The sequence below is a fragment of the Mesorhizobium erdmanii genome (assembly GCF_013170725.1).
Taxonomy (GTDB): Bacteria; Pseudomonadota; Alphaproteobacteria; order Rhizobiales; family Rhizobiaceae; genus Mesorhizobium; species Mesorhizobium erdmanii.
Window position 1 is genome coordinate 2,214,795 of the sequence record NZ_CP033361.1, and the last position, 24,818, is coordinate 2,239,612.

At 64.0% G+C, this 24,818-nt stretch carries 18 protein-coding genes; 4 read left to right on the top strand and 14 right to left on the bottom strand.

Going from position 1 to position 24,818, the window contains the following annotated elements:
- Positions 1-439: 439 nt before the first annotated feature.
- The 14 genes from EB233_RS10695 to EB233_RS10760 all read right to left on the bottom strand — a co-directional run bounded on the left by EB233_RS10695 (position 440) and on the right by EB233_RS10760 (position 22,251).
- Positions 440-3,724, bottom strand: coding sequence for an efflux RND transporter permease subunit (locus tag EB233_RS10695; protein ID WP_064988904.1), 3,285 nt, complete (start codon positions 3,722-3,724; stop codon positions 440-442).
- The gene (locus EB233_RS10700; RefSeq protein WP_064988903.1) at positions 3,721-6,855 is read right to left on the bottom strand and encodes an MdtB/MuxB family multidrug efflux RND transporter permease subunit; all 3,135 of its coding nucleotides are present in this window, start codon (positions 6,853-6,855) and stop codon (positions 3,721-3,723) included. Before EB233_RS10700 ends, EB233_RS10695 begins: the two co-directional genes overlap by 4 nt.
- Positions 6,852-8,270, bottom strand: a complete 1,419-nt coding sequence (locus EB233_RS10705; protein WP_064988902.1) for an MdtA/MuxA family multidrug efflux RND transporter periplasmic adaptor subunit — start codon at positions 8,268-8,270, stop codon at positions 6,852-6,854. Before EB233_RS10705 ends, EB233_RS10700 begins: the two co-directional genes overlap by 4 nt.
- 114 nt (positions 8,271-8,384) lie before the next feature.
- Positions 8,385-11,096 (bottom strand): nitrate reductase, encoded by a 2,712-nt coding sequence (locus tag EB233_RS10710; RefSeq protein ID WP_064988901.1) that lies wholly within the window; start codon positions 11,094-11,096, stop codon positions 8,385-8,387.
- Positions 11,097-11,098: 2 nt separating this feature from the next.
- Positions 11,099-11,428 carry a nitrite reductase small subunit NirD gene (gene nirD, locus EB233_RS10715; RefSeq protein WP_027056878.1) on the bottom strand — a complete coding sequence of 110 codons (330 nt, stop codon included), beginning with the start codon at positions 11,426-11,428 and terminating at the stop codon, positions 11,099-11,101.
- Positions 11,429-11,490: 62 nt separating this feature from the next.
- A complete protein-coding gene (gene nirB, locus EB233_RS10720; RefSeq protein WP_064988900.1) occupies positions 11,491-13,941 on the bottom strand; it encodes a nitrite reductase large subunit NirB in 2,451 nt (816 codons plus the stop codon).
- Between the two features lie 4 nt (positions 13,942-13,945).
- Positions 13,946-14,743: an ABC transporter ATP-binding protein gene (locus tag EB233_RS10725; protein WP_064988899.1), complete on the bottom strand. Its 798-nt coding sequence runs from the start codon at positions 14,741-14,743 to the stop codon at positions 13,946-13,948.
- 10 nt (positions 14,744-14,753) lie between these two features.
- On the bottom strand, positions 14,754-15,644 hold the full coding sequence (gene ntrB / locus EB233_RS10730) for a nitrate ABC transporter permease (RefSeq protein WP_064988898.1): 891 nt from the start codon (positions 15,642-15,644) through the stop codon (positions 14,754-14,756).
- A 63-nt stretch (positions 15,645-15,707) separates the two neighbouring features.
- Entirely contained in the window at positions 15,708-17,024 is a 1,317-nt protein-coding gene (locus EB233_RS10735) for a CmpA/NrtA family ABC transporter substrate-binding protein (RefSeq protein ID WP_064988995.1), read from the bottom strand.
- Positions 17,025-17,386: 362 nt separating this feature from the next.
- Positions 17,387-18,625 (bottom strand): CmpA/NrtA family ABC transporter substrate-binding protein, encoded by a 1,239-nt coding sequence (locus EB233_RS10740; protein WP_064988897.1) that lies wholly within the window; start codon positions 18,623-18,625, stop codon positions 17,387-17,389.
- On the bottom strand, positions 18,622-19,224 hold the full coding sequence (locus EB233_RS10745; RefSeq protein ID WP_064988896.1) for an ANTAR domain-containing response regulator: 603 nt from the start codon (positions 19,222-19,224) through the stop codon (positions 18,622-18,624). Before EB233_RS10745 ends, EB233_RS10740 begins: the two co-directional genes overlap by 4 nt.
- A gap of 120 nt (positions 19,225-19,344) precedes the next feature.
- Positions 19,345-19,665 carry a hypothetical protein gene (locus EB233_RS10750; RefSeq protein ID WP_064988994.1) on the bottom strand — a complete coding sequence of 107 codons (321 nt, stop codon included), beginning with the start codon at positions 19,663-19,665 and terminating at the stop codon, positions 19,345-19,347.
- Positions 19,666-19,740: 75 nt separating this feature from the next.
- Entirely contained in the window at positions 19,741-20,589 is an 849-nt protein-coding gene (locus EB233_RS10755) for an endonuclease/exonuclease/phosphatase family protein (RefSeq protein WP_027056886.1), read from the bottom strand.
- A gap of 198 nt (positions 20,590-20,787) precedes the next feature.
- Positions 20,788-22,251 carry a phospholipase D-like domain-containing protein gene (locus EB233_RS10760; RefSeq protein WP_064988895.1) on the bottom strand — a complete coding sequence of 488 codons (1,464 nt, stop codon included), beginning with the start codon at positions 22,249-22,251 and terminating at the stop codon, positions 20,788-20,790.
- Between EB233_RS10760 and EB233_RS10765 the strand changes: the two genes are divergently transcribed.
- The 4 genes from EB233_RS10765 to EB233_RS10780 all read left to right on the top strand — a co-directional run bounded on the left by EB233_RS10765 (position 22,238) and on the right by EB233_RS10780 (position 24,730).
- Complete coding sequence (locus EB233_RS10765) at positions 22,238-22,522, top strand: hypothetical protein (RefSeq protein WP_155765315.1); 285 nt, start codon at positions 22,238-22,240, stop codon at positions 22,520-22,522. The genes EB233_RS10760 and EB233_RS10765 overlap by 14 nt on opposite strands.
- A 26-nt stretch (positions 22,523-22,548) precedes the next feature.
- Positions 22,549-22,740, top strand: coding sequence for a hypothetical protein (locus EB233_RS10770; protein WP_064988894.1), 192 nt, complete (start codon positions 22,549-22,551; stop codon positions 22,738-22,740).
- 365 nt (positions 22,741-23,105) lie between these two features.
- A complete protein-coding gene (locus EB233_RS10775) occupies positions 23,106-24,020 on the top strand; it encodes a helix-turn-helix domain-containing protein (RefSeq protein WP_064988893.1) in 915 nt (304 codons plus the stop codon).
- A gap of 290 nt (positions 24,021-24,310) precedes the next feature.
- Complete coding sequence (locus EB233_RS10780) at positions 24,311-24,730, top strand: helix-turn-helix transcriptional regulator (protein WP_244277622.1); 420 nt, start codon at positions 24,311-24,313, stop codon at positions 24,728-24,730.
- Positions 24,731-24,818: the final 88 nt, after the last annotated feature.

Below are 24,818 nucleotides of genomic sequence, written 5' to 3' on the forward strand. Positions count from 1 at the left end.
GATTACGGAGAACAGGGCCAGCCGAGACGAGCACCCACGGCGAAGGGCTCATGATCCAATTCGCTAACTGATTGCTATGGCTGGGAAAACTCCTCCCAATAATAGTCAGTCTAACGGCCGTCCGTTGAATTGACCTTCACAAATGCCGGGCATAGTTTCCGCGTCATCCGAGCGGCGGGGGCACGCCTTTCGGACATGAATTCGAGAAATGGCTGCGAAGACGAGCGATCTGCGATCGCCCGGCGGCGAAGCCTTGTCCGCATACTACCTCGAATAACGAGTGGCCGGGTGAAGTATAGAAGCAAGATCGCGATTGGCCAACAAGCCGAAGGCTTGTCTGTTTCCAGCAGGTCCGGGGCGCGTGGCGGGCGGTCCGCCATGCTTGCCGCTTCGATGTGTCTGTGGTGCCGGGTCGATGCGGTAGGCTGCGCGACGGCGTTCATTCTCCAGCTTGCGGGCGCAGCGTTCGCAAGCGCGGCATCGCCAGGCGCAATTGCCGGCACCAGCGACCGAAGCGGTCGACATAGATGTAGATGACCGGGGTCGTGTAGAGGGTTAGGATCTGGCTCAGGATCAGGCCGCCGACGATGGCGATGCCGAGCGGCTGACGCAGTTCGGCCCCTTCGCCAAGGCCGATCGCCAACGGCACGGCGCCGAACAGCGCCGCCATTGTCGTCATCATGATCGGGCGGAAGCGCAGCAGGCATGCCTGGTAGATGGCGTCGTGCGCCGGCTTGCCTTCGTTGCGCTCCGCGGCCAGCGCGAAGTCGATCATCATGATCGCGTTCTTCTTGACGATGCCGATCAACAGGATGATGCCGATCAGCGCCATGATCGAGAATTCGATGTTGACCAGCGTCAGCGCCAGCAGGGCGCCTACGCCGGCCGAGGGCAAGGTCGAGAGAATGGTCAGCGGGTGGGCGTAACTCTCGTAGAGAATGCCAAGCACGACATAGACGGCGATCAGCGCCGCAAGGATCAGCAGCGGTTGGTCGGAGAGCGAGTCCTGGAACACGCGCGCCGTGCCCTGGAAACTGCCGTGGATGGTTGTTGGCATGCCGATGCGGTCGGCAGCCGCGTTGATGGCCGCGACGCCTTCGCCGAGGGCCACGCCCGGCGCCAGGTTAAACGACAGCGTGGTGGCGACGAACAGGCCCTGGTGGTTGACCGAGAGCGGCGTGCTGCCGGGCCCATAATGCGCGATGGCCGACAGCGGCACCATGGTCTCGGCTCCGGTGCTGACCGCCGAACCGGTCGAGGCGGCGCTCCTGCCGGTGCTGGTGATCGAATTGTTGGCCTGGTTGCGCGCCGCGTCGGCGGCGACCGACTGGGCGCTGGTGCGCTGGCCCGAAGTGACGAATGTGCCGGCGACCGCATTGCTTGCCTGCGAGCCATGCACCGAGCCGCCCGACGTGCTGACATAGACCTTGTTCAGCGCGTCCGGGTTCTGCCAGTATTGCGGCGCCACCTCCATGATGACGTGATACTGGTTGCGCTGGACATAGATAGTGGACACCTGGCGCTGGCCGAAGGCGTCGTAGAGCGTGTTGTCGATCTCGCTGGCTGATATGCCGAGGCGGGTCGCCGTGTCGCGGTCGATGGTGACGTCGGCTTCCAGGCCCTTGCTCTGCTGATCGGAGTTGACGTCAGTGAGCTTGGGTTCCGTCTGCAGCGCGGCGGCGAGCTTGGGCGCCCACTCCGCCAACTCGTCGAAACTGTCGCCTTGCAGAGTGTACTGGTACTGCGCGTTCGACTGGCGCCCGCCGACGCGTATGTCCTGCACCGCCTGCAGGAAGAGCGTGGCGCCAGGCACACCAGCCAGTTTGGGCCGCAGCCTGGCGATAACTTGGTCGGCGGAGATCTTGCGCTCGGCCAGCGGCTTCAACGATACGAACATGAAGCCGGAATTGGTCTGACCGCCGCCGGTGAAGCCGACCGCGGTGTCGACGGCCGGATCCTTGCTGACGATGCCGGCGAACTGGCTGAGCTTCTGCGACATTGCCTGGAAGGAGGTCGCCTGGTCGGCCTGGATCGAGCCGGTCAGCCGTCCGGTATCCTGCTGCGGGAAGAAGCCCTTCGGAATGGTGACATAGAGGTAGCCGTTGAGGCAGAGCGTTGCCGCCAGCACCGCCATGATCAGCAAGGGGTTGTTCAGCGCCCAGGACAATGAGCGGCGATAGAAGCCCAGCATGCCCTCGAAGATGCGCTCACTGAAGCGGTAGAGCCGACCGTGCTGGCGCTGTCCCTCGGGCCGCAGCAGGATGGAGCACATCATCGGCGTGGTGGTCAGCGATATGGCCAGCGAGACCAGGATCGCCGCCGACAGCGTGATGGCGAATTCGCGGAACAGCCGGCCGACAATGCCACCCATCAGCAGGATCGGGATGAAGACCGCGATCAGCGACAGGCTCATCGACAGCACGGTGAAGCCGACCTCCTGTGAGCCCTTGATCGCCGCCTCCATGCGGCCCATCCCGGAAGCGGTGTGGCGGGTGATGTTTTCGAGCACGACGATGGCGTCGTCGACGACGAAGCCGGTGGCGACCGTCATTGCCATCAGCGAAAGATTGTCGATGCTGAAGCCCATCAGGTACATGACGCCAAGCGTACCGATCAGCGATACCGGCACGGCAACGATCGGCACCAGGGTGGAGCGGACGTCCCGCAGGAAGGCGAAGACGACGAGGATCACCAGGCCGATGGCGATCATCAGCGTGTGCGCGACCTCGCTCAGTGAAGCGCGGATAGTGGTCGAGCGGTCGACCGCCACCGACAGGTCGACGGCAGGCGAGATCGAGGCGCGCAGCGTCGGCAGCATCGCCTTCACCCGGTCGACCGTCGCGATGATGTTGGCGTTGGGCGAGCGGTTGAGGATGATCAGCACGCCCGGCTTGCCGTTGGCGAGACCGGCATTGCGGATGTTCTCGACGGAATCATTGACCTGGCCGACATCTGAAAGCCTGACCGGCGCGCCGTTGCGGTAGGCGACGATCAGCGAGCGATAGGCATCCGCCTGATTGGCCTGGTCGTTGGCGTAGATCTGATAGCGCTGCTGGCCCACGTCGATGGCGCCCTTTGGGCTGTGAGCGTTGGCGGAGGCAAGGGCGGCGCGCACGTCCTCCAGCCCGATGCCGTAATCGTAGAGCACCTGCGGGTTGAGTTCGACGCGCACAGCCGGCAGCGAGCTGCCGCCCACCGACACCTCGCCGATACCGTCGACCTGCGAAAGCTTCTGCGCCAGCACGGTGCTGGCGGCATCGAAGAGCTGGCCCTTGGACAGGGTGTCGGATGTCATCGACAGGATGAGGATCGAGGCGTCGGCGGGATTGACCTTGCGATAGGTCGGGTTGGAGCGCAGGCCGGACGGCAGGTCGGCGCGGGCGGCGTTGATCGCCGCCTGGACGTCACGCGCGGCGCCGTCAATGTCGCGGTCGAGGCCGAACTGCAAGGTGATGCGGGCGCTGCCGACGCTGCTCGACGAGGTCATTTCATTGACGTCGGCGATCTCGCCGAGATGCCGCTCGAGCGGGCTGGCGACGGTGTTGGCCACCACCTGCGGGCTGGCCCCAGGCAGCGAGGCCGTCACCGAGATCACGGGGTAGTCGACCGCGGGCAATGGCGCCACCGGCAGTTGCGGAAACGCCACCAGCCCGGCCGCCAGCAGGCCGAAGGTCAGCAGCGTCGTCGCCACCGGCCGCCGGATGAAGGGAACCGACAGGTTCATCGCCTGGCGTCCGCGCCCGTGGTGCGGGGAAGATCGGGAGTTCGGGGAAGATTGGGTTCGATGCCCCGCAACCGGGCGGCGAGGCGGTCGAACCAGAGGTAGATCACCGGCGTGGTGAACAGCGTCAGCAACTGGCTGAGCAGCAGGCCGCCGACGATGGAGACACCCAGCGGATGGCGCAGTTCCGAGCCGACTCCGGTGCCGAGCATCAGCGGCAGGGCGCCCAGCATCGCGGCAAGAGTCGTCATCAGGATCGGGCGGAAGCGCAGCAGGCAGGCCTGGTAAATGGCCTCGCGCGGCGCCTTGCCTTCATGGCGCTGAGCGTCGAGCGCGAAGTCGATCATCATGATGGCGTTCTTCTTGACCACGCCGATCAGCAGGATGATGCCGATGATCGAGATGATGGTCAGGTCCTGGCCGGCGATCATCAGCGCCAGCAGCGCGCCGATGCCGGCCGAAGGCAGCGTCGAGAGGATGGTAATCGGGTGGATGAAGCTCTCATAGAGCACGCCCAACACGATGTAGACCGTCACCACGGCCGCCAGGATCAGGAAGAGCGTGTTGTCGAGCGAAGCCTGGAAGGCGCGCGCCGCGCCCTGGAAACTGGTGATGATGCTGAGCGGCATGCCGATATCGGCCTGCGCCTGCTGGATCGCGGTTACGGCTTCGCCGAGCGACGCGCCGGGCGCCAGGTTGAACGAGACGGTGGTGGCCGGGAATTGACCCATATGGGTGATCTGCAGCGGCGTGGTGGCGACATGGGTGGTCGCCACCACCGACAGCGGCACCGGGGCGCCGCCCGTCGACGACGGCAAGTAGACGGAAGAGAGCGCCTTGAGTGAATCCTGTTCCGACGGGGCGGCTTCGAGAATGACGCGGGACTGGCTCGACGTGGTGTAGATGGTCGAGACCATGCGTTGGCCGAAAGCGTCGTAAAGCGCGTTGTCGACGGTCGCCGGCGTGATGCCGAAGCGCGCGGCCTGGTCGCGGTCGATGTCGACAAAGACGGCAAGGCCGCTGTTCGAGAGGTCGCTGGCGACATCGGCGAGCTGCGGCAGCGTGTTCAATCTGGCGAGTAGCTTCGGCGTCCATTCCCCGAGCTCGTCGGCATTGGCGTCCTGCAGCACGAATTGATACTGGGTGCGGCTGACCTGGCCGTCGATGGTCAGGTCCTGGACCGGCTGCATGTAGAGCGTCACACCCGCCACCGAAGCGGCTTCCTGCTTCAGGCGCGCGATGACCGTGGTGATGTCGGCGCTGCGCTCCTCATGCGGCTTGAGATTGATCAGGATTCGGCCGACATTCATCGTGGTGTTGGTGCCGTCGACGCCGATGAAGGACGACAGGCTGTCGACATCGGGGTCTTTGAGAATCATGGCGGCCAGCTGCTGCTGGCGCTCCGCCATGGCGGCATAGGAGATCGACTGCGGCGCCTCCGATATCGCCTGGATCACGCCGGTGTCCTGCACGGGGAAGAACCCTTTGGGGATGACCACGTACAGGGCCACCGTCAGCACCAAGGTCGCGGCGGCGACTACCAGCATCAGCGTCTGCCGGTCGAGCACCCAAGTCAAAGCCCTGCCGTAGCCCCGGATCACCCAGTCGAAGAAGTCGCGGCTGGCGCGTTGCAGGGCGTTCTCGCGCACCGCCGCCACCGGTTTTAGCAATTTGGCGCAGGCCATCGGCACCAGCGTCAGCGACACCACGGCCGAGATCAGGATGGTGGTGGCGAGCGTGATGGAGAATTCGCGGAACAGCCTGCCCACGACATCGCCCATGAACAGAAGCGGGATCAGCACCGCGATCAGCGAAACGGTCAAAGAGATGATGGTGAAGCCGGTCTGCTGCGAGCCTTTCAGCGCCGCCTGCAGCGGCGTGGCGCCCTCTTCGACGTAGCGCGCCACGTTCTCGATGACGACGATGGCGTCGTCGACGACGAAGCCGGTGGCGATGGTCAGCGCCATCAGCGACAGATTGTCGAGGCTGAAGCCGAACAGGTACATGACGCCCAGCGTGCCGACCAGCGACAGGGGAACCGAAAGGCTCGGGATCAGCGTGGCGCGCGCGCTGCGCAGGAAGACGAAAATGACCAGCACGACCAGGATGATCGACAGCGTCAGCTCGTATTCGACGTCGCGCACGGAAGCGCGGATGGTCGTGGTGCGGTCGGTAAGCACCTTGACGTCGACGGCGTTTGGCAGCGAGGCCTGGAGCTGCGGCAGCAGCGCCTTGATGCGGTCGACCACGTCTATGACGTTGGCACCGGGCTGGCGCTGGATGTTGAGGATGATCGCCGGCGTGCTGTTCATCCAGGCCGCCAGCCGGTTGTTCTCGGTGGCGTCGACCACGTCGGCCACGTCGCTCAGCCGCACCGGAGCGCCGTCCTTGTAGGCGACGATCAGCGAACGGTATTCGTCGGCGCTCTTCAGCTGGTCGTTGGCATTGATGGTGTAGGCGCGCGACGGCCCGTCGAAATTGCCCTTCGGCGTGTTGACGTTGGCGCTACCCAGCGTCGTGCGCAGATCGTCGAGGTTGAGGCCGTAGGCGGCGAGCTTGCGCGGATCGGCCTGGACGCGTACGGCGGGGCGCTGGCCGCCCGAGAGGCTGACCAGGCCGACGCCCGGCAGTTGCGATATCTTCTGCGCCAGCCTGGTGTCGGCAAGCTGCTGCACGTCGCGCAGCGGGATGGTCGCCGAGATCAGGCCGAGGGTGAGCACCGGCGCGTCGGCAGGATTGACCTTGGCATAGATCGGCGGCGCCGGCAGGTCGGCCGGCAGCAGATTGCCGGCGGCGTTGATGGCGGCCTGCACCTCCTGTTCGGCGACGTCGAGCGAGATCGCCAGGCTGAACTGCAACGTGATGACGGAGGAGCCGGCCGAGCTTACAGAGTTCATCTGGTTGAGGTTGGCGATCTGGCCGAGCTGGACTTCCAGCGGTGCCGTGACCGAGGAGGTCATGACGTCAGGGCTGGCGCCGGGATAGAAGGTCTGCACCTGGATGGTCGGATAGTCGACCTCGGGCAGCGCAGAGACGGGCAGATAGCGATAGGCCAGCAGGCCTGACAGCATGATGGCGACCATGAACAGCGATGTCGCCACCGGCCTCAGGATGAAGGCTCGCGACGGGCTCATTGCTGCTGTCCGGACTCCGGCTGCCCTGACTGTGAACGACGATGCTTGTGGCCCTGATGCTTGTGTGCCGTGCCATCGGGCGTCTGTCCGTTGGTTGTCTCCCCACTTGGTGTCTGCCCATCCGACGCCTGTCCGTCCGATGGGGCTGCTGCCTGTGGCGGGGTCGGGGCAGGGGTCTGAGCTGATGGGGTCTCGCTCGCCGGGATTGGCGCCGTCGCCCGAGGCGAGACCGGCGCCTGGCCGTCCTGCTGAAGGTTGACATGAGCGCCGTCGCGGAGCTTGTCGGCGCCGTCGACGACGACGCGGTCGCCGGGATTCAGCCCGGCGAGGATCTCGACGCGTTCGCCATTGGTGACGCCGAGCGTGACCTTGCGCACGGCGACCGTGCTGTCGGGATTGACCAGGTAGACGAAGGTGCCGGGCAGGCCGCGCTGGATCGCCGCGATGGGGGCGATGGCCGCGTCCTTGTGCTCGTCGACCAGAAGCGCGACGTTGACGAACTGGTTCGGATAGAGGACGCGCGCTTCGTTGGCGAAGCCCGCCCTCAGCTTGATGGTGCCGGTGCTCGGATCGATCTGGCTGTCGAAGGTTTCGAGCTGACCGTCGGCGAGCTTCTTGGCTCCGGCGCGGTCGAAGGCTGATGTGGGCAGCGTGGCGCCCTGCCGCATGCGTTGCGCGATCGCGGGCAGTTCATCCTCGGGCACGGTGAACAGCACGCTGATCGGCTGGACCTGCGTGATGACGACGATGCCGTTGGCATCGCTGGGGGTTACGTAGTTGCCCTCATCGACCTGGCGAAGTCCGGCGCGTCCGTCGACTGGAGCCAGGATGCGGCAATAATCGAGATTGAGGGTGGCGGTCTGTATCATCGCCTGGTCGACCTGGATGGAACCCTGGTCCTGGGCGACAAGGGCGACCTGCGCGTCGAGGGTCTGTGGCGTCGCCGTCCCCTGGGCCACCAGCTTCTGGTCGCGAACGAGGTCGAGCTGGGCATCCTTGAGCATCGCCTGGTCGCGCACCAGCTGGCCCTGGGCCTGGGCGAGCGCCGCCTGGTAGGGGCGGGGATCGATCTCAGCCAGCAGGTCGCCCTTCTTGACGTCCTGGCCCTCCTTGAAATTCACGTGGACGAGCGGACCGGTGACCTGCGGCTTGACGGTGACGGTGGAGAGCGAGGTCACCGTGCCGAGGGCATTGAGGGTGACGTCTATCGCGCCCTTTTCGATGGCGGCGGCGCCGATCGTCGTCGGCTGCGCGCCGCGCCTGCCGCCGGGCTGCCTCGCCTCGACATGCGGGCGCTGATAGAAATAGGCGCCGGTGGCGGCGACAATGGCAATGAAGATCAGCCACGGAATCCAGCCATGCGAACGGCGTGGCGCGACGGTCGTCGGCAGGGGCATTTCCAACTGCTGGTCCATGGCGGCATCTCTTACCCCCATCAACCAATATGGCCGAACCCGCGCGAAGTCGAATTAACAGTTGGACAGGTTTGGCGCGGCTTTCCCGGCCGGGTCAATGGCCCTGCGTGCGGCTCACTCGGCGGCCTGAACGCGGTTGGCCTGGATGATGGCGCGGATCTCGGAGCGGCAGGAGCCGCAATTGGTGCCGGCCTTCAGCGCGCCGCCGATGGCTTCAACCGTGGTGCAGCCGGCCGCCACCTCGGCCACGATCTGGTTGGCCCCGACATTGAAACAGGAGCAGACGGTGGCACCGGCATCGGGCCGTTCGGCACCGGCTCGGCCAGCGACGACCCTGAAGCGTTCGCGCTGGCTGGCGTGGACCTCTTCGAGCTGTTCTGTCGCCCAGCCGCGCGACACTGCGACGGGGCCGGGCGCGACGAACAAGGCGCCGACCAGGCGCTCGCCATCAAAGGCGGCGATCCGGTGCTGGCCGGTGTCGCGATCGTGATAGGCGAGCATTTCGACCGAGGAGGCATCGAAGAGCCGGCTGGCGAAGGCTGTCCAGTCGGCAGCGTCGTCGGCAAAGGCCAGCTCGATCCGCCAGCCGCCCTTGCAGCGGGCCACGGCCCAATAATCGGCGGCGATCGCCTCGGGGCGGTGCCGCGTCACGGCGAAGCCAAATGCCTTTGCGGCAAATTTCTCGATGCGAACCGCGACGTGTTTCAACGCCGGCTGGCCCGAGACCGGGTCGACGAGCGGCGCGGTCAGTGTATCGAGCCGGCCCCTGGCGGCGAACTGGTCGGTCCAGTGCATCGGCGCGAAGACGCTGCCGCGGCGCTGGCGGGGCGTGATCAGGGCGCGGACCAGCACCTCGCCGCGCGTGCTGGAGATACGCACGATGTCGGCGTCACCGATGCCATGGTGCTGCGCATCCGCCGGGTGGATCTCGACGAAAGGCTCGGCGATGTGCTGGGACAGACGCGCACTTTTGCCGGTGCGCGTCATGGTGTGCCAGTGGTCGCGGATGCGGCCGGTGTTGAGGATGAGCGGGAAGTCGGGATTGGTGCGGGTGTCGGTCGAGGCGCGGATGGGGATGAAGCGGGCTTTGCCATCGGAGGTGTAGAAGTTGCCGTTGGCGAAGAAGCGGGTGGTGGAAGAGCCACGCACAGCGCGAGCGCCTTGCTCAGGACGCCGTGGAGATTGGGCGGCTCGGCTCGACGCCGGCCATTGGAAAGGCGCCAGCGCCTCGTATTCCTCCCCATCGATCCCCGCGTAAATCCCGATATCGAAATCCCGCGCACCATCGTTCTCGAAGCCGGACAGTGCCGCGTGCTCACCAAAGATCTCCGCCGGCGTGACATGTCCAAACGCCTCGCCAAACCCCATCCGCCGCGCCACTTCGGCAACAATCCACCAGTCGGGCCGCGCCTCGCCGGGCGCTGCCAGGAAGGCACGCTGGCGCGAGATGCGGCGCTCGGAATTGGTTACGGTGCCGTCCTTCTCGCCCCAGGCGGTGGCGGGCAGCCGGACATGAGCATGGCGGATGGTATCGGTGCCGGCCAGCACGTCCGACACCACGACGAACGGGCAAGCCTTGATCGCCGCTTCGACGGCATCGGCGTCCGGCATCGAATCGACCGGGTTGGTGGCCATGATCCACAGCGCCTTGATGCGCCCGCCGGCTACTGCCTGAAACATCTCAACCGCCTTCAGGCCTAGCTTTCCGGCAATCGCCGGGGCGCTCCAGAAGCGCTGCACGCGTTCGCGATGCCCAGGGTCGTCGATCTCCATATGGGCGGCGAGCATGTTGGCCATGCCGCCGACCTCGCGGCCGCCCATGGCGTTCGGCTGGCCGGTCACCGAGAACGGTCCTGTCCCTGGCTTGCCGATGCGGCCGGTGGCGAGATGGCAGTTGATGATGGCATTGACCTTGTCGGTGCCGGACGACGATTGGTTCACACCCTGGCTGTAGACCGTCACCGTCCTCGCGGTCGCGGCGAACAGGCTATAGAAACGGCTGAGCTCGTCTTCGCTCAAGCCCGTGGCCGCCGCCACGCCGGCAAGATCGAGCGCGGAGGCGGCGAAAAGGGCCTGGCCGAAGCCGGTCGTGTGCGCCGTGATATAGGCACGGTCGAGCGCGTTGTGCTGGCCGAGCCAGGCGAGCAGGCCGGTGAACAGGGCGACGTCGCCATCTGGCGCGATCGCCAAGTGCATGTCGGCGATATCGGATGTCATTGTGCGGCGCGGGTCGATGAGCACGACCTTCATCTCCGGCCGCTTTTCGCGGGCCGCCGCAATGCGCTGGTAGAGCACAGGGTGGCACCAGGCGAGGTTGGAGCCGACCAGCACGATGAGGTCGGCGAGTTCCAGATCCTCGTAGGTTCCCGGCACCGTGTCGGCGCCGAAGGCGCGGCGGTGACCGGCGACGGACGAGGCCATGCACAGCCGGGAATTGGTGTCGATGTTGGCCGAGCCGATGAAGCCCTTCATCAGCTTGTTGGCGAGGTAATAATCCTCGGTCAGCAACTGACCCGAGACGTAGAAGGCGATCGCATCCGGCCCATGCTCGGCGATGGTTTGCGAAAAGGTCGAGGCGACAAGATCCAGCGCCTCGTTCCAGCCTGTCCGGCGGTCGTGGATTTCGGGATGGACCAGCCTGCCGTCGAGGCCGATGGTCTCTGCGAGCGCCGAGCCCTTGGAGCAGAGTCGGCCGAAATTCGCGGGATGATCGGGGTCGCCGCGGACGGACACTTGCCCGTCCGCGGCGACCTTCGCCAGCACGCCGCAGCCCACCCCGCAATAGGGGCAGGTGGTCCTCACCTCGCGTGCTGCGTCGATCTCCATGTTCAGGCGGCGCGGCTGGCCAGGGCTTCCAGCGCCAGGAACAGGCGCTCGCCCTCGACCTTGACGGAAATCGTGCGCACCACGCCCTCATCTGCACCGAGCGCCTTGCCTGTTTCCAGCGAGATCACCCAATTGTGCAAGGGGCAGGTCACCGCCGTGCCATGGACAATGCCCTGGCTGAGCGGTCCGCCCTTGTGCGGGCATTGATCGTCGATGGCATAAACCTGGTCGTCCTGGGTGCGGAAGACGGCAACCTTGCCTTGCGGTGTGGCCACGCAGCGCGCGCCACGGCGGGGGATGTCGGAGAGGGTGCCGATGGCGATCCAGGTCATCTAGATTTCCTTTTTGCACGTTCTTGACCGAAAACCGGGTTCCACTTTTCGGGAACACGCGCTCACTCCGCCGCCTGCGCAAACTCGACCGAAGCCATCGGCCGGAACTCGTGCTTGTCCTTGCCGGAGACGCGCTCCGACCATGGGTCGACCTGGGCGAATTTCTGGCTGAAGACAAAGCGCTCGTAATAGGCCCCGCGCTTGCTCTGATCGTCCATGATCTGGCGCTTGATCTCGGGAATGCCGATGCGCTTGGCCCATTTGTAGATGCGTTCGAGATAGCGGCCCTGCTCGCGGTACATCTGCGTCAGTGCCACGATGTGCTCCAGTGCTTCGTCCTCGGTCTTGACCAGGCCGAGCACTTCGGTGCCCTTGATGTCGAGGCCGGCGGCGCCGGCGAAGTGGATCTCGTAGCCAGAGTCGACGCAGATGACGCCGACATCCTTGCAGGTCGCCTCGGCGCAGTTGCGAGGGCAACCCGACACCGCCATCTTGACCTTGGCGGGGGTCCAGGAGCCCCACATGAACTTCTCGATGCGGATGCCCAGGCCCGTCGAATCCTGGGTGCCGAAGCGGCACCAGTCAGAGCCGACGCAGGTCTTCACCGTGCGCAGGCCCTTGGCGTAGGCATGGCCGGAGACGAAGCCGGCCTGGCCGAGATCGGCCCACACCGCCGGCAGGTCTTCCTTGCGGATGCCGAGCATGTCGATGCGCTGGCCGCCGGTGACCTTGACCATCGGGATCTCGAACTTGTCGACGACGTCGGCGATGGCGCGCAGTTCGGCGGCATTGGTGACGCCGCCCCACATGCGCGGCACCACCGAATAGGTGCCGTCCTTCTGGATGTTGGCGTGGACGCGCTCGTTGATGAAGCGCGACTGGTAGTCGTCGGCGTAGTCGTTTGGCCAGTCGCAGACGAGGTAGTAGTTGAGCGCCGGCCGGCATTTTGCGCAGCCGCAGGAGGTCTTCCACTCCAGCTCCTGCATGACCGCCGGAATGGTCTTCAGGTGCTTGGCCTTGATCAGCCGGCGCACCTCGTCATGGCCGAGTGTCGTGCAGGAACACATCGGCTGCACGGCGGCCGGGTTGTAGGTGTCGCCGAGGGTCAGCACCATCAGCTTCTCGACGAGCCCAGTGCAGGAGCCGCAGGACGCCGACGCCTTGGTGTGGGCACGCACATCATCGAGCGAGGTCAGGCCCTTGGCCGTGATCGCGCCTGTGATCCTACCCTTGCAAACGCCGTTGCAGCCGCAGATTTCCGCATCATCCGGCAAGGCTGCAACGGCCGCCATAGGGTCCAGCGGGGCGCCCCCCTGATAGGACTGGCCGAAGATAAGCGTGTCGCGCATTTCCGAAATATCGGTCTGCTTCTTCTTGAGATCGTTGAACCAGGCGCCGTCTGCTGTCTCGCCATAGAGCACGGTGCCGATGATGCGGTCATCCCTGAGCACCAGGCGCTTGTAAACGCCGGCCGAAGCGTCGCGCAGCACGATCTCCTGGCGGTCCTCACCCTCGGCGAAGTCGCCGAGCGAGAACAGGTCGATGCCGGTGACTTTGAGCTTGGTCGGCGTGTCCATGTGGACGAAGGCGGCGGTCTCGTTGCCGGCGAGTTGGCTCGCCGCGACACGTGCCATCTCGTACAGTGGCGCCACCAGCCCGTAGACCATGCCGTTGACCTCGGCGCATTCGCCGAGCGCGTAGATGTCGGGATCGTTGCTGCGCATGCCGGCATCGACGACGATGCCCCTGTTGACGGCGATGCCCGCTTCTTTGGCCAGTGCCGCATTCGGCCTTATGCCGACGGCCATGACCACCAGCGTCGCCGCAATGATGGTGCCGTCGGCAAGTTCCACCTGCTCGACCTTGCCGTCGCCTGATATCGCCTGCGTGTTGGCCTTGGTGATCACCTTGATGCCGCGTTGTTCCACCGCGCGCTGCAGGAGATAGCCGGCGGCGGGATCGAGCTGGCGCTCCATAAGCGTCGGCATGACGTGCAGCACGGTGACGTCCATGCCTTGCGCGTTGAGGCCGGCAGCGGCCTCCAGCCCGAGCAGGCCGCCGCCGATGACCACGGCCTTGGACCGGGATTGCGCGGCGAGCATCATGGCGCGAACGTCATCGAGGTCGCGATAGGTCAGCACGCCCGGCAGATTGTTGCCCGGCACCGGGATGATGAACGGCACCGAGCCGGTGGCAATGACGAGCTTGTCGTAGGGTTCACTCACGCCGTGGTCCGAGGTGACCGTCTTTGCCGCGCGGTCAATGGCGACGATCTTGTGGCCCTTGTAGAGGGTGATGCCGTGCTTGATGTACCAGCCGTCGCCGTGGATGATGATTTCCTCATAGCCCTTCTCGCCCGAGAGAACCGGTGACAGCATGATGCGGTCGTAATTGACGCGTGGCTCGGCGTTGAAGATGGTGACGGTGTAGCGGCCCGGCGCCTGCTCCAGAAGGTGCTCCAGCATGCGCCCGGGAGCCATGCCGTTGCCGATGATGACGAGTTTTTCGGCCATTGGGCTACTCCGCGGCTTCGACGAAGCGGTGGCGTTCGTAGAGGAATTTCAGCACGGCCTCGCGGCAGCGCAGGAAGGTGCGGTCGGAGGCGAGCTCGACACGTCGGCGCGGCCGCGTCAGCGGCACGGCAAGCACCTCGCCGATGGTTGCCGCCGGACCGTTGGTCATCATGACGATGCGGTCGGAGAGCAGCACCGCCTCGTCGACATCATGGGTGATCATGATCGTTGTCGAGCCGAGCCTGGAATGGATGTCCATGACCGCGTCCTGCAGGTGGGCACGCGTCAGCGCGTCGAGCGCGCCGAACGGCTCGTCGAGCAGCAGGATTTTTGGCTCCATGGCCAGCGCTCGCGCTATGCCGACGCGCTGTTTCATGCCGCCGGAGATCTCGGCCGGGCGCTTGTCCCTGGCATGCGCCATTTGCACGAGGTCGAGATTGCGCATGATCCACTCATGCCGTTCGGCCTTGCTTTTCGAACGGCCGAAGACTTTCGACACCGCGAGGCTGATGTTCTCGTAGACGGTGAGCCACGGCAGCAGCGAATGGTTCTGGAACACCACGGCGCGTTCGGGGCCGGGGCTGTCGACCTCCTTGTCCTGAAGCAGCACTGCGCCGGCGGATACCTTGGTCAGGCCGGCGATTAGGTTCAGCAAGGTCGACTTGCCGCAGCCGGAATGGCCGATGATGGAGACGAATTCGCCCTTGTCGATGGTCAGCCTGATGTCGCTCAGCACCTCGCTGACCTGGCCGCCGCGGGTGAAGGATTTGTCGATATGGTCGAGTTTCAGATAGGCGGTCATCGCGCTTTCCTCACTTTGCCGTTGTGCCGCGAGTGACGAAAGCACCGACCGCCGCGACCAGCCGGTCGAGGCAGAAGCCGGTGACGCCGATATAGGCGAGCGCGACGATGATGTCGGGCAGCCGCGACGAGTTCCACGCGTCCCAGATGAAGAAACCGATGCCGACGCCGCCGGTCAGCATTTCGGCGGCGACGATGGCGAGCCAGGACAGGCCGATGCCGATCCTGAGGCCGGTGAAGATGTAGGGCGCCGCCGCTGGCACCATGATCTTGACGAAGAACTCGAACGGGTTGAGCCGCAGGATGAGCGCGACATTACGGTAATCCTGCGGAATGTTGCGGACGCCGACGGCGGTGTTGATGATGATTGGCCAGATCGAGGTGATGAAGATGACGAACAGTGCCGACGGGTTGGAGTCGCGGAACGCCGCCAGCGACAGCGGCAGCCAGGCAAGCGGCGGCACGGTGCGCAGGATCTGGAATACCGGATCGAGGCCTCGCATGGCCCAGATCGACTGGCCGACCAGTGCGCCGAGCGCGACGCCGACGACCGCGGCCAGGCCGAAGCCGATGGCGACGCGCTGCAGCGAGATCAGCACCCGCCAGGCCAGCCCGATATCCTGCGGACCATTGTCGAAGAACGGATGCGCGATCAGGTCATGGGCCTCGTTCCACACCTGGCTTGGCGGCGGCAGGCTCGAAGTGGGCGACGAGCAGGCGACCTGCCAGACGACGAGCAGAAGGGCGATGACGATAATTGGCGGCACCAGCGTGCTCGCCAGCCTGCCGGCGATCGCCATCGGCTCGAAGCGTCGCCGCGCCTTGGCGGTGAAGGCGATAACCTCCGCCGGCTTCGCGGGAAACGCCTTCACATTTGTGTCCTCGATAGTCTGGATCGACATTTCTGGGAAAAACTCCGTGTGCGGGCAGCGACTGCAAACAGCGCGGTGCGCCGTTTGCTCCGACTACGCAGATGCCTTGATCTTCAGGCTGTCGAGATAGGCGGAGGGGTTGGCTGGGTCGAAGACCTTGCCGTCGAAAAAGGTCTCGACGCCACGCGATGAGGATGCCGGAATGTCGGTCGCCGCCACGCCAAGATCCTTGGCCGCCTCGCGCCACAGATCCTCGCGGTTGACTTGGTCGACCAGCGCCTTGATGTCGGTGGTCGGCGCGAACTTACCCCAGCGGATGTTCTCGGCCAGGAACCAGGCATCATGGCTTTTGAACGGATAGGAGACGCCGCCCTTCCAGAATTTCATGTAGAGATCGGTGCCGTTGGCGACGCGACCGTTGCCGTAATTGATGTCGCCCTTGAGGCGGCCAATAATGTCGGCGACAGGCACGTTCATCCATTGCCGCTTGCCGATGATGGCGGCCATCTCGTCCTTGTTCTCCTTGGCTTCGCACCATTGCTGGGCTTCCATGACGGCCATCAGGATCGCCCTGGTGGCGTTCGGGTATTTCTCGATGAATTCGGCGCGCAGGCCGAGCGCCTTTTCCGGATGGCCCTTCCACAATTCGCCCGTCGTGGCGGCGGTGAAGCCGATGCCCTGGTGGACGAGCTGTTCGTTCCATGGCTCGCCGACGCAGAACACATCCATGTTGCCGACCTTCATATTGGCCACCATCTGCGGCGGCGGCACGACGATGGTCGAGACATCCTTGTCGGGATCGATGCCGCCGGCGGCCAGCCAGTAACGCAGCCAGAGGTCGTGGGTGCCGCCCGGGAAGGTCATGGCGGCCTTGATGTCCTTGCCAGCTGCCTTCTTGGCGGCGAAGGCGTCCTTCAGCTTCGAAGCGTCGAGGCCGACGCCGGTGCCGGCATATTCCTGCGCGACCGAAATGCCCTGGCAGTCGTAATTGAGGCGCGCCACGATCGCCATCGGCAGCGGCTGGTTGTTCTGTGTCACCTTGCCGGTGTGCATCAGGTAAGGCAGCGGTGTCAGGATATGGGCGCCGTCGATGCCGTTGGCCGCGCCGCCCAGTACCAGATTGTCGCGCGTCGCGCCCCAGGAAGCCTGCTTCAGCACCTCGACATCGGGCATGCCGAATTTGGCGAACAGGCCTTTCTCCTTGGCGATCGTCAGGGGTGCGGCATCGGTCAGAGCAATGAAGCCGAGCTTGGCGCCGGTGACCTCCGGCGCGGCGGTGGCGGCATAGGCGCCGGAGGGGAAGAGCTTGCGGGCCGCCATGAACAGGCCAGCCGTCATGGCGCTGCTGACCAGAAAATCGCGGCGCGTCACATCCTTGAGGGCTGTTCCCGTCCCGATCCAGTTCTTCATCGTCTTCTTCATCGTCGTCTCCGGTTGAACGCGACCCGCGCCGTCGATTGCGTATCGGCCAAAACAAAAAAGCCGCCGGCCAGGTCTCGCGCGGCCCGGAAATCCGGATAGCGTCTTGACCTGATCGGCAGCTTTGCCTGTGGCGCCCGCCATTGGACGCCTGTTCCGTGACCCGCGAAGGGCCTGGTTATTTCAAAGCAGGAACCGTGCCAGTTTGCGGAGAATGAGAAAACATCAATGAAATCATTGATAAGCGCCGGTCGCCGGCGTGCAACGCGACATGACGAGAAGGCCAAAGATTGTTCATTGGCGTCACCGTGCGCACAATTTTTGTGCAATGCACAAGGCTGGCGCGTAAATGATCAAGGTTCCGCGCGGGCCGATTTCTGACCGGCAATATAGGCGCCGATCTCATCGGGATCGAAGATCTGGCCGTCGAAGAAACCGTCGGGACCTAGCACCAGGCCGGCCCCCGTCGCGCCGACGGCGGTTGCGACCTTGAGCGCGCCCTCGACCTTCGCATTGGCGCCGGGAAGGGCGACCCCGAGCGGCTTCAGAGCCGAGCGGTAGAGGTCGGGCCGGTAGCAATCGCGGGCGATGGCGAGATTACCGGGTGTGTGCGCGACATGTCCCCAACGCACCATCTGCGTGTAGAACCACAGCGCATGGCTCTTCCAGGGAAAGTTCGCCGCCTTGTCGAAGGGCAGGAAGAAGTCGTCTATATCCAACTCCGCCCCGCTGCCCAACTGGAGATGACCGGTCAGGATCGGCATCTGTACGGCCGGCGGCAGGCCGAGGAAGCCGGGCTGCGCCATTACCGCGGCCAGTTCGCCGTGGTTGCCTGGATCCTGGCACCAGCGCGCCGAATGATGCAGCGCCCGCAGCAGCGCCGCCAGAGCTTCGGGATTCTCGTCCGCCCAGGCCTTGCGCACGCCGATCACCTTCTCCGGGCTGTTGCGCCATATCTGTGCCTTGACGGTGACGATATGGCCGGTGCCGGCGGCCACCGCAGCGCTGTTCCAAGGCTCGCCGACGCAGTAGCCGTCGATGCGTCCGGCTGCCAGCGCATCGGCCATGAAGGGCGGCGGCACGATGACGATTTCGATTTCGCGGTCGGGATCGATGCCGCAGGCGGCCAGCCAGTAGCGCAGTTCGTAATTGTGCCCGGAATGCGGATGCACCACGGCAAAGCGAAGCGGCTCGCGGCCCGCGGTCGCTCGTTCACGGATGAATGCGCCGAGTGCCGCTCCGGCGCGCGCCGGATCGAGATCGGCCTTTGCGCCATGCGCAGCCATGCCGGCCCAGACGGCGTTGGAGATGGTGACGCAATTGCCGCCTAGCCCAAGCGAGAACGGCACGATGGTCTCGGAAGCGAGCGGCGTGAGCCCGAGATTGCAGGCGAGCGGCATTGGTCCCAGCATATGCGCCAGATCGAAGTGGCCGATGGCGATGCGGTCGCGAATGTTGGCCCAGGACGTCTCGCGGTGGAGCGTCAGGCAGATGTCTTCGCGTGCGGCAAAGCCAAGCTCGCTTGCGGCCACCAGCACGGCACTGTCGAAAAGCGGCATGAAACCGGCGGTGATCTGGTGCTTCATGCTCATTCGTCCTCCGCCGGCCCCAGCAAACCGGCCGCGGTTACCAGACTCTGGGCGATGTCGCCGATCTTGCGGTTCTGGTTCATTGCCGTCTTGCGCAGCAGCGTATAGGCGGCCTCTTCGGAGAGGCCGCGCGACTTCATGAGAATGCCCTTGGCGCGGTCGACCACCTTGCGGCTCTCGAGCTCACTGCGTGCCGCATCCAGTTCGCGCGCCATGCGCGCGAAAGCATTGAAGCGGCTGACGGCCATGTCGAGGATCGGCTTGACCCGCTCCTGGCGCAGACCGTCGACGACATAGGCCGACACGCCGGCATCGACCGCCGCCTCGATCGAGGCCTGGTCGGAGCGGTCGACAAACATGGCGATCGGGCGCTTCACCGCGCGCGACAGCTGGAACATGTTTTCGAGCATGTCGCGGTTGGGGTTTTCGAGATCGATGACGATGACGTCGGGCTCGATCTCGGCGATCCGCCGAGCGATGCCGGTGACATCGTGGATTACGGTGACCTGCTGATGGCCGGCCTCGCGCAAGCCGGCCTCGATGATCGAAGCGCGGATGCGATTTTCATCGATCACCAGGACGGCTAGGGCAGATCGGACCATGCCTCCATTGTGGGCAAGGCCGCGAAATTGTGCAATGCGGCATAACCACGTCCATTTACAAGGACGTGGTTATGCCAACGCTCCGCGCGGAACGATCCCGGCGTCTGGAGTTACGCTCCGTCAGCCGCAGACGCGAACGTCTTCGATCACCTTGTGGTGGTGGCGCCAATGGACGATCGTTTCGGTGTGGCAGCGATGGTGGCGGTGGTGGCGGCGATATTCGCCATTATTGTCGTACTGGACGTTCTGGTCGCCATCATACTGGTTGTCATAGCGCCGGTCATGATGACGGCGAATAACGATTCCACTGTCGGCTTGATCATCAGGCGAATATCGATTGCCGTCGTCCGACTGGATGATCACACTTGCCGCTTGCGTCGGCGCAATGACCGCGGCGCTCGCTGCCAATGCCAACAGGGATGCTAAAATCAACTTTTTCATTTCGTCCTCCTGCGCGTTCAAAACATATGAACTCTACATATAAACTCGCGGCAGAACCCGGCGTTCCCCTTGAATCTACACGCTTTGCGACACCGGGGAAATCATGACGTTATCGTCCAGTCGCTGCAGGCGCACGAAGGCCGTCAGCGGCAGGTGGTCCGAAGCGACGCGCGAAAGCGGCGTGTCATGTGCCTCGACGGCGGCGATCATGCCATGCCGGTTGCCCATGATCCGGTCGAGCGCCAAAAGCGGCAGGTTCGACGGGAAGGTCGGAACCGCCGGCGGCTGCGGGCCGAACGTCGCATGCAGCGTGTTCAGCGCCGAGCGGTTGCCGAGCCGCCACTCGTTGAGGTCGCCAAGCAGGAGCGTCGGTTTTTCGTCGGGACTGTTCATCAGATCGAGCACGACGCGCGCCTGCTGCGAACGCGAACGGCGCAAGAGGCCGAGATGGGCGGCGATGATGCGCAGCGTCTCGGTTCCGTTCAGCTCGATCTCCGCCACGACCGCGCCGCGTGGTTCTAGGCCTGGCAGCCTGATCTGATGCACGTCGCGAACGACGCCCTTCTTGAACAGCAAAACATTGCCGTGCCAGCCATGGCCCTTGCCGGTGGCGAAGATCGGGACCGGGATCAGCCCGGTTTCCCGTTCGAGACGGGGCAGGTCGAGAAGTCCGTCACGGTCGCCAAAACGGTTGTCCGCCTCCTGCAAGGCGATCACGTCGGGGTCGATTTCGCGGATGACGCGGCTGGTCCGCTCGGGGTCGAACTTGCGGTCGACGCCGATGCATTTGTGGACGTTGTAGGAGGCGACCAGCGTGCCGGTGGTGGCGGTCGCCTTGTGCGCGGCGGCGTTTGCCTTGCGCATCCGCCGATCACGGATGGTCAAGAGCATGCTTGCCGGCAGGCTGCGCCCGTTCATTCGCATCGTGCGCCTGCCAGTTCAGATGCCTTCACCATGCACCTCAAATAGAGTCTTTGCGCTTATGTTCCATGATCGACATCAAACTATCCGCCAAACACGTCTTTTTGTTAAAGGCAGGGGACCCTGCTGGAGGTACGTTTCAAGTCCTTGTCCTTGTGCATGTCGTCCCCCAAAACCGGGGCCACTTTTGGGCGACATGCATCAGAGATAGGGCGAACCCAGCCAAAGCACCCGGTCGAACAGCCTGACGAGGAACGGCCGAGCGCGCAAGCCTTCGAGCGTCACCGGAACGGCGGACGTCATCGCCGATCCGATCCGCGCGTCGATCTCGCCGGCAAAGCCGGCGTCAAGAACCTCCAGGTCAATCTCGAAGTTAAGACGCAACGACCGGGCGTCGAGATTTGACGAGCCGACATAGGCCCAGACGCCGTCGATCGACAGCAGCTTGGAATGGTCGAATGGGCCCTCCGCTCGCCAAATGCGGCAATAGTTCTTCAGGATCTGGTCGAATTGCGCGGCCATGGCGCGGTCGACAAGGAAGAGATTGTTTACCGCCGGCACCACGACATCGATTTCGACGCCGCGCCGGGCGGCGGTGATCAGTGCGCTGATCAGTTCGCGGTCCGGCAGGAAATAGGGCGACATCAGCCGGATCGACTTGCGGGCGACCGAGAAGGCGCCGATCAGCAGCTTGTGGTTGGTCTCGTTGCTGGCATCCGGCCCGGATGCGACCGCCCGCACCAGCATCGGCAAGCCGGGTGCGGGTGACAGCGGCGCAATTCGCCATGCATCGTCCTTCAATGCCTCGTTGGTGGCGAAGCGCCAGTCTTCGGCAGCGACCGAGAACAGGTCGGCGACGACTGGTCCGGTGACCTTGAAATGCGTGTCCCTGGCGCTTTTGGAGCCAGCGTATTCGGCGGAAAAACCCTTGCGGATGTTCATGCCGCCGGTGAAGGCGACCGCCCCGTCGACTACCAGGATCTTGCGATGGGTCCTCAGATTGGCATAGGGCAGGCGCAAGCCCATGACGATGTTGCCGTTGAAGACATCGGCGGGGATGTTGGCGCGGCGCAGATGGCCGAGGATGCTGGGCACTGAGTAACGGGCGCCGACGGCATCGATCAGCACGCGCACGGTGACGCCGCGCTGGACGGCACCAGCCAGCGATTCGACGAAGAGCAGGCCGACGGCGTCATTGTCGAAAATATAGGTCTCGAGCAGGACGCTGCGCTCGGCGCCATCGATCGCGGCGCGCATGGCGGCGTAGGCCTCGTCGCCGGTCTCCAGCACGTCGATTGCATTTCCCGGGTTGAGCGTGCGTCGCGCCACCCTGTCGCCCAGCGTTCTGAGGCCCGTGAACCGTTGACCGTAGCGCTCGACGATAAGGGCCTCCTCGGCGGCGACATCGCGCTCATACCTGGCGGATGCCCAATCACCGGCAAGCGGCCGCTGCGCGGTGATCGTGGCGCGGCGAATGCGGTTGATGCCGGCCACGGCGTAGATCAGCACGCCGAGGATCGGCGACAGCACCATCACGCCGACCCAGCCGGTGGCGGCGCGCACATCCTCCTTGGTCATGACGGCGTGCGCGATACCAACGGTCGCCATCGCCACCGAGATGATCGCCAGGATTTGGGTCCAGTGAGTCGCAATGATTTCGAACATTGCCTGGACTATCCAGCGAGCGATTGCAGAAGGCAATGCAGCCGGTCATGCGACGGATGGCGGTCGTGGTGCGGAAATCTATTTCCAGGCTGGGATCGAGCCGATGAAGTCGGGAGTTCAGTTTGGAAAAACCAATCTGACCCTGGGTAAAGCAAAGAGCCTGCGTGATCCGGCATCGTCCGGTGCTGCTTTGGTCCACAGGGCTTCCTGTACTTTGGTACCACATCTATTGTATATCAGGAAGAATGAAATTAGCGATATAACACTTTAATCACAGGCGAGGGGGAGCGCCGAACTATGACATTCAACTTCGAGCCACCTCCTATGGGCGATGGCGACATGTCGGCCGAGTGTCAGCGCCAGTTGCTGCCTCGCGTGCGTGAAATCGTCCAGGCGGCGGTCGCGGCCGGCTGGAATAAAGACGATGTGCTTCTGGCTTTTGTGGAACTCACCTGGGATTTGTACGAGAAGCGGCGTGGCGATTTTTAGCCGCGCGGGCGTGCATCTCAACCGGTCCATACCGCATGATTGCGTGTCACGGATCCCGCTGGCCAGCCAAGCTGTGGGGCCGCGGAGACCGTACCACGCCGTCATGTAGGTGCGTTATATCAGTGCGAAACGCCGAATCGATCATACCAGCCTGATCGACAAGAACTCTCGTATGGCGAAGACTGACGGGGGGCTGAAATAAAATACTCGGCAGCTTACGCCATCGGTCATTTTTTCTTTCTTTTCACGAACAAAAATTTTTCTTTGCGCATGGCACTTCTTCCCTAGCCGAGACGCGTGCGTTACGTTGCCTTCGGGTCGGGCCAAGGGGATTCAGGCGACAGCAAGGCGCTGAGGCGACTCGAATGAAAAATGCGAAGGCTCGGGAAATCGGCGATTCCCAGAGCATCGACCGGATGGCTCGATACGTCCTGGATATCATTCCTGAAAGTGCAGGACCAAGAAGAGCCACCGCGCGCGGCAGCGTCATCCATTCCGTCCGCGGCCCCGGGTCGCAGAAATTCCTGGCCAGGGAACATTCCGCGGGAATTGTGCTCAGGCCGGGACGCAAATTCAGAGCCTCGCTCGGCAGCGACAGGATCATCGAATACGACGCGCCCGTCGGATGCCTCATTGTCAACCCCGCAGGGGTAGACAGCACCTTCGCCTGGTCGGAGACCAGGGAAAACGCCGTCGTCTCCATCTCGCCCGAGGCGCTGTCGGAACTGGCCGCTTATGAGTTCGATGCCGTCGAGGTGGAGCTCGAGCCGCCTGCGTTTGGCACGGTCGATCTTCGCGCCCTTACGATAGCCCAGATGATCACGGCCGAGCTGACCGCGAAAGTGCCTCCAAACGAACTTTATCTGGATTCATTGCTCACGGTATTCGGGGTGCATCTGCTGCGCACCTACACGAGCAGCCACAGGCACCCGGTGCCGCCCCGGGGCGGGCTTTCGCCTGTTGGCGCCCGACGCGTGCGCGAGTACCTCAATGAAAACTTCGTGCGAAAAGTAATGGTCGCCGAGCTCGCGTCGCTGGCGGGTGTGTCGCCGAACCATTTCATTGCCAGGTTCGCCAGGACGTTTGGCATGCCGCCGCATCGCTACCTGATCAATCTGCGCCTGGATCTCGCGGAAAAGCTGCTGGCCGGTGGCGATCTCGCGACCGCCGAAGTCGCTTATCTCACCGGTTTCTCGGACCAGAGTCACCTGGCCGCCACCATGAAGAAATACAGGGGCAGAACGCCGACCAGGGCTGGACATGCTTCCTCCAGGAATTGAAAGGCGCCGATGTGGCGAAGCGGCTACACCTGCAAGCTCGCGACCGAGGATCGGAATTTTCTACAAAGATTGCGGAGTTTTCCAAAATACGTCGCCATGCTTGCGCTCCAAGGCTCGGCGGAACAATCCGGAATGCCAGGGAGCCATTGTTCGCTACCCTGGCCGGATTGATCGAATGAAATGGATCAGCGATGCGGGCGCAGTGCGATCGATCACGAATTGTATTACGGAGGAACGGGGAAGGCAGCCTCGGGTTGAGCTCCGCTTGGGAAGGTTCAGGAGGCCGAAAAATGCGGCGCGATGATGGTTCCCCAGGATCGGCCATTGGAGCCAATTCCTTGCGACAGCCGGAGCCGAACGTGAAGGGCGGACTTTCCGTGCGCAGCACACGCCTCGTGCAGGAATTCCTGGCCGGGAGCTTTACGCGCAAGCTGGCGCTTGCCGAGATGGCCGCGGTTTGCGGGCTTTCGCCCTACCACTTCATGCGGGCTTTCTCGCGGACGTTCGGGATGCCGCCGCATCAATATGTTCTCGATCTGCGGTTGGATCTCGCCGAAAGGCTGCTTGCCGACAGCCGCATGACGATTGCGGACATCGCTCATGCGAGCGGGTTCTCGAGCCAGAGCCATTTTACAACGGTGATGAAGAAATACCGGGGCGTGACGCCGATGCAATCGAGAACGGGCAAGCTTAACCCGAAGGTTAGATGAGACGCCTCTCACGTTATTATTCGATTACTTTGTTTTAAAGCATCTGCTAAGGTAACGAGCCGTTAACCTCCGTCGATTTGCTCCGGGT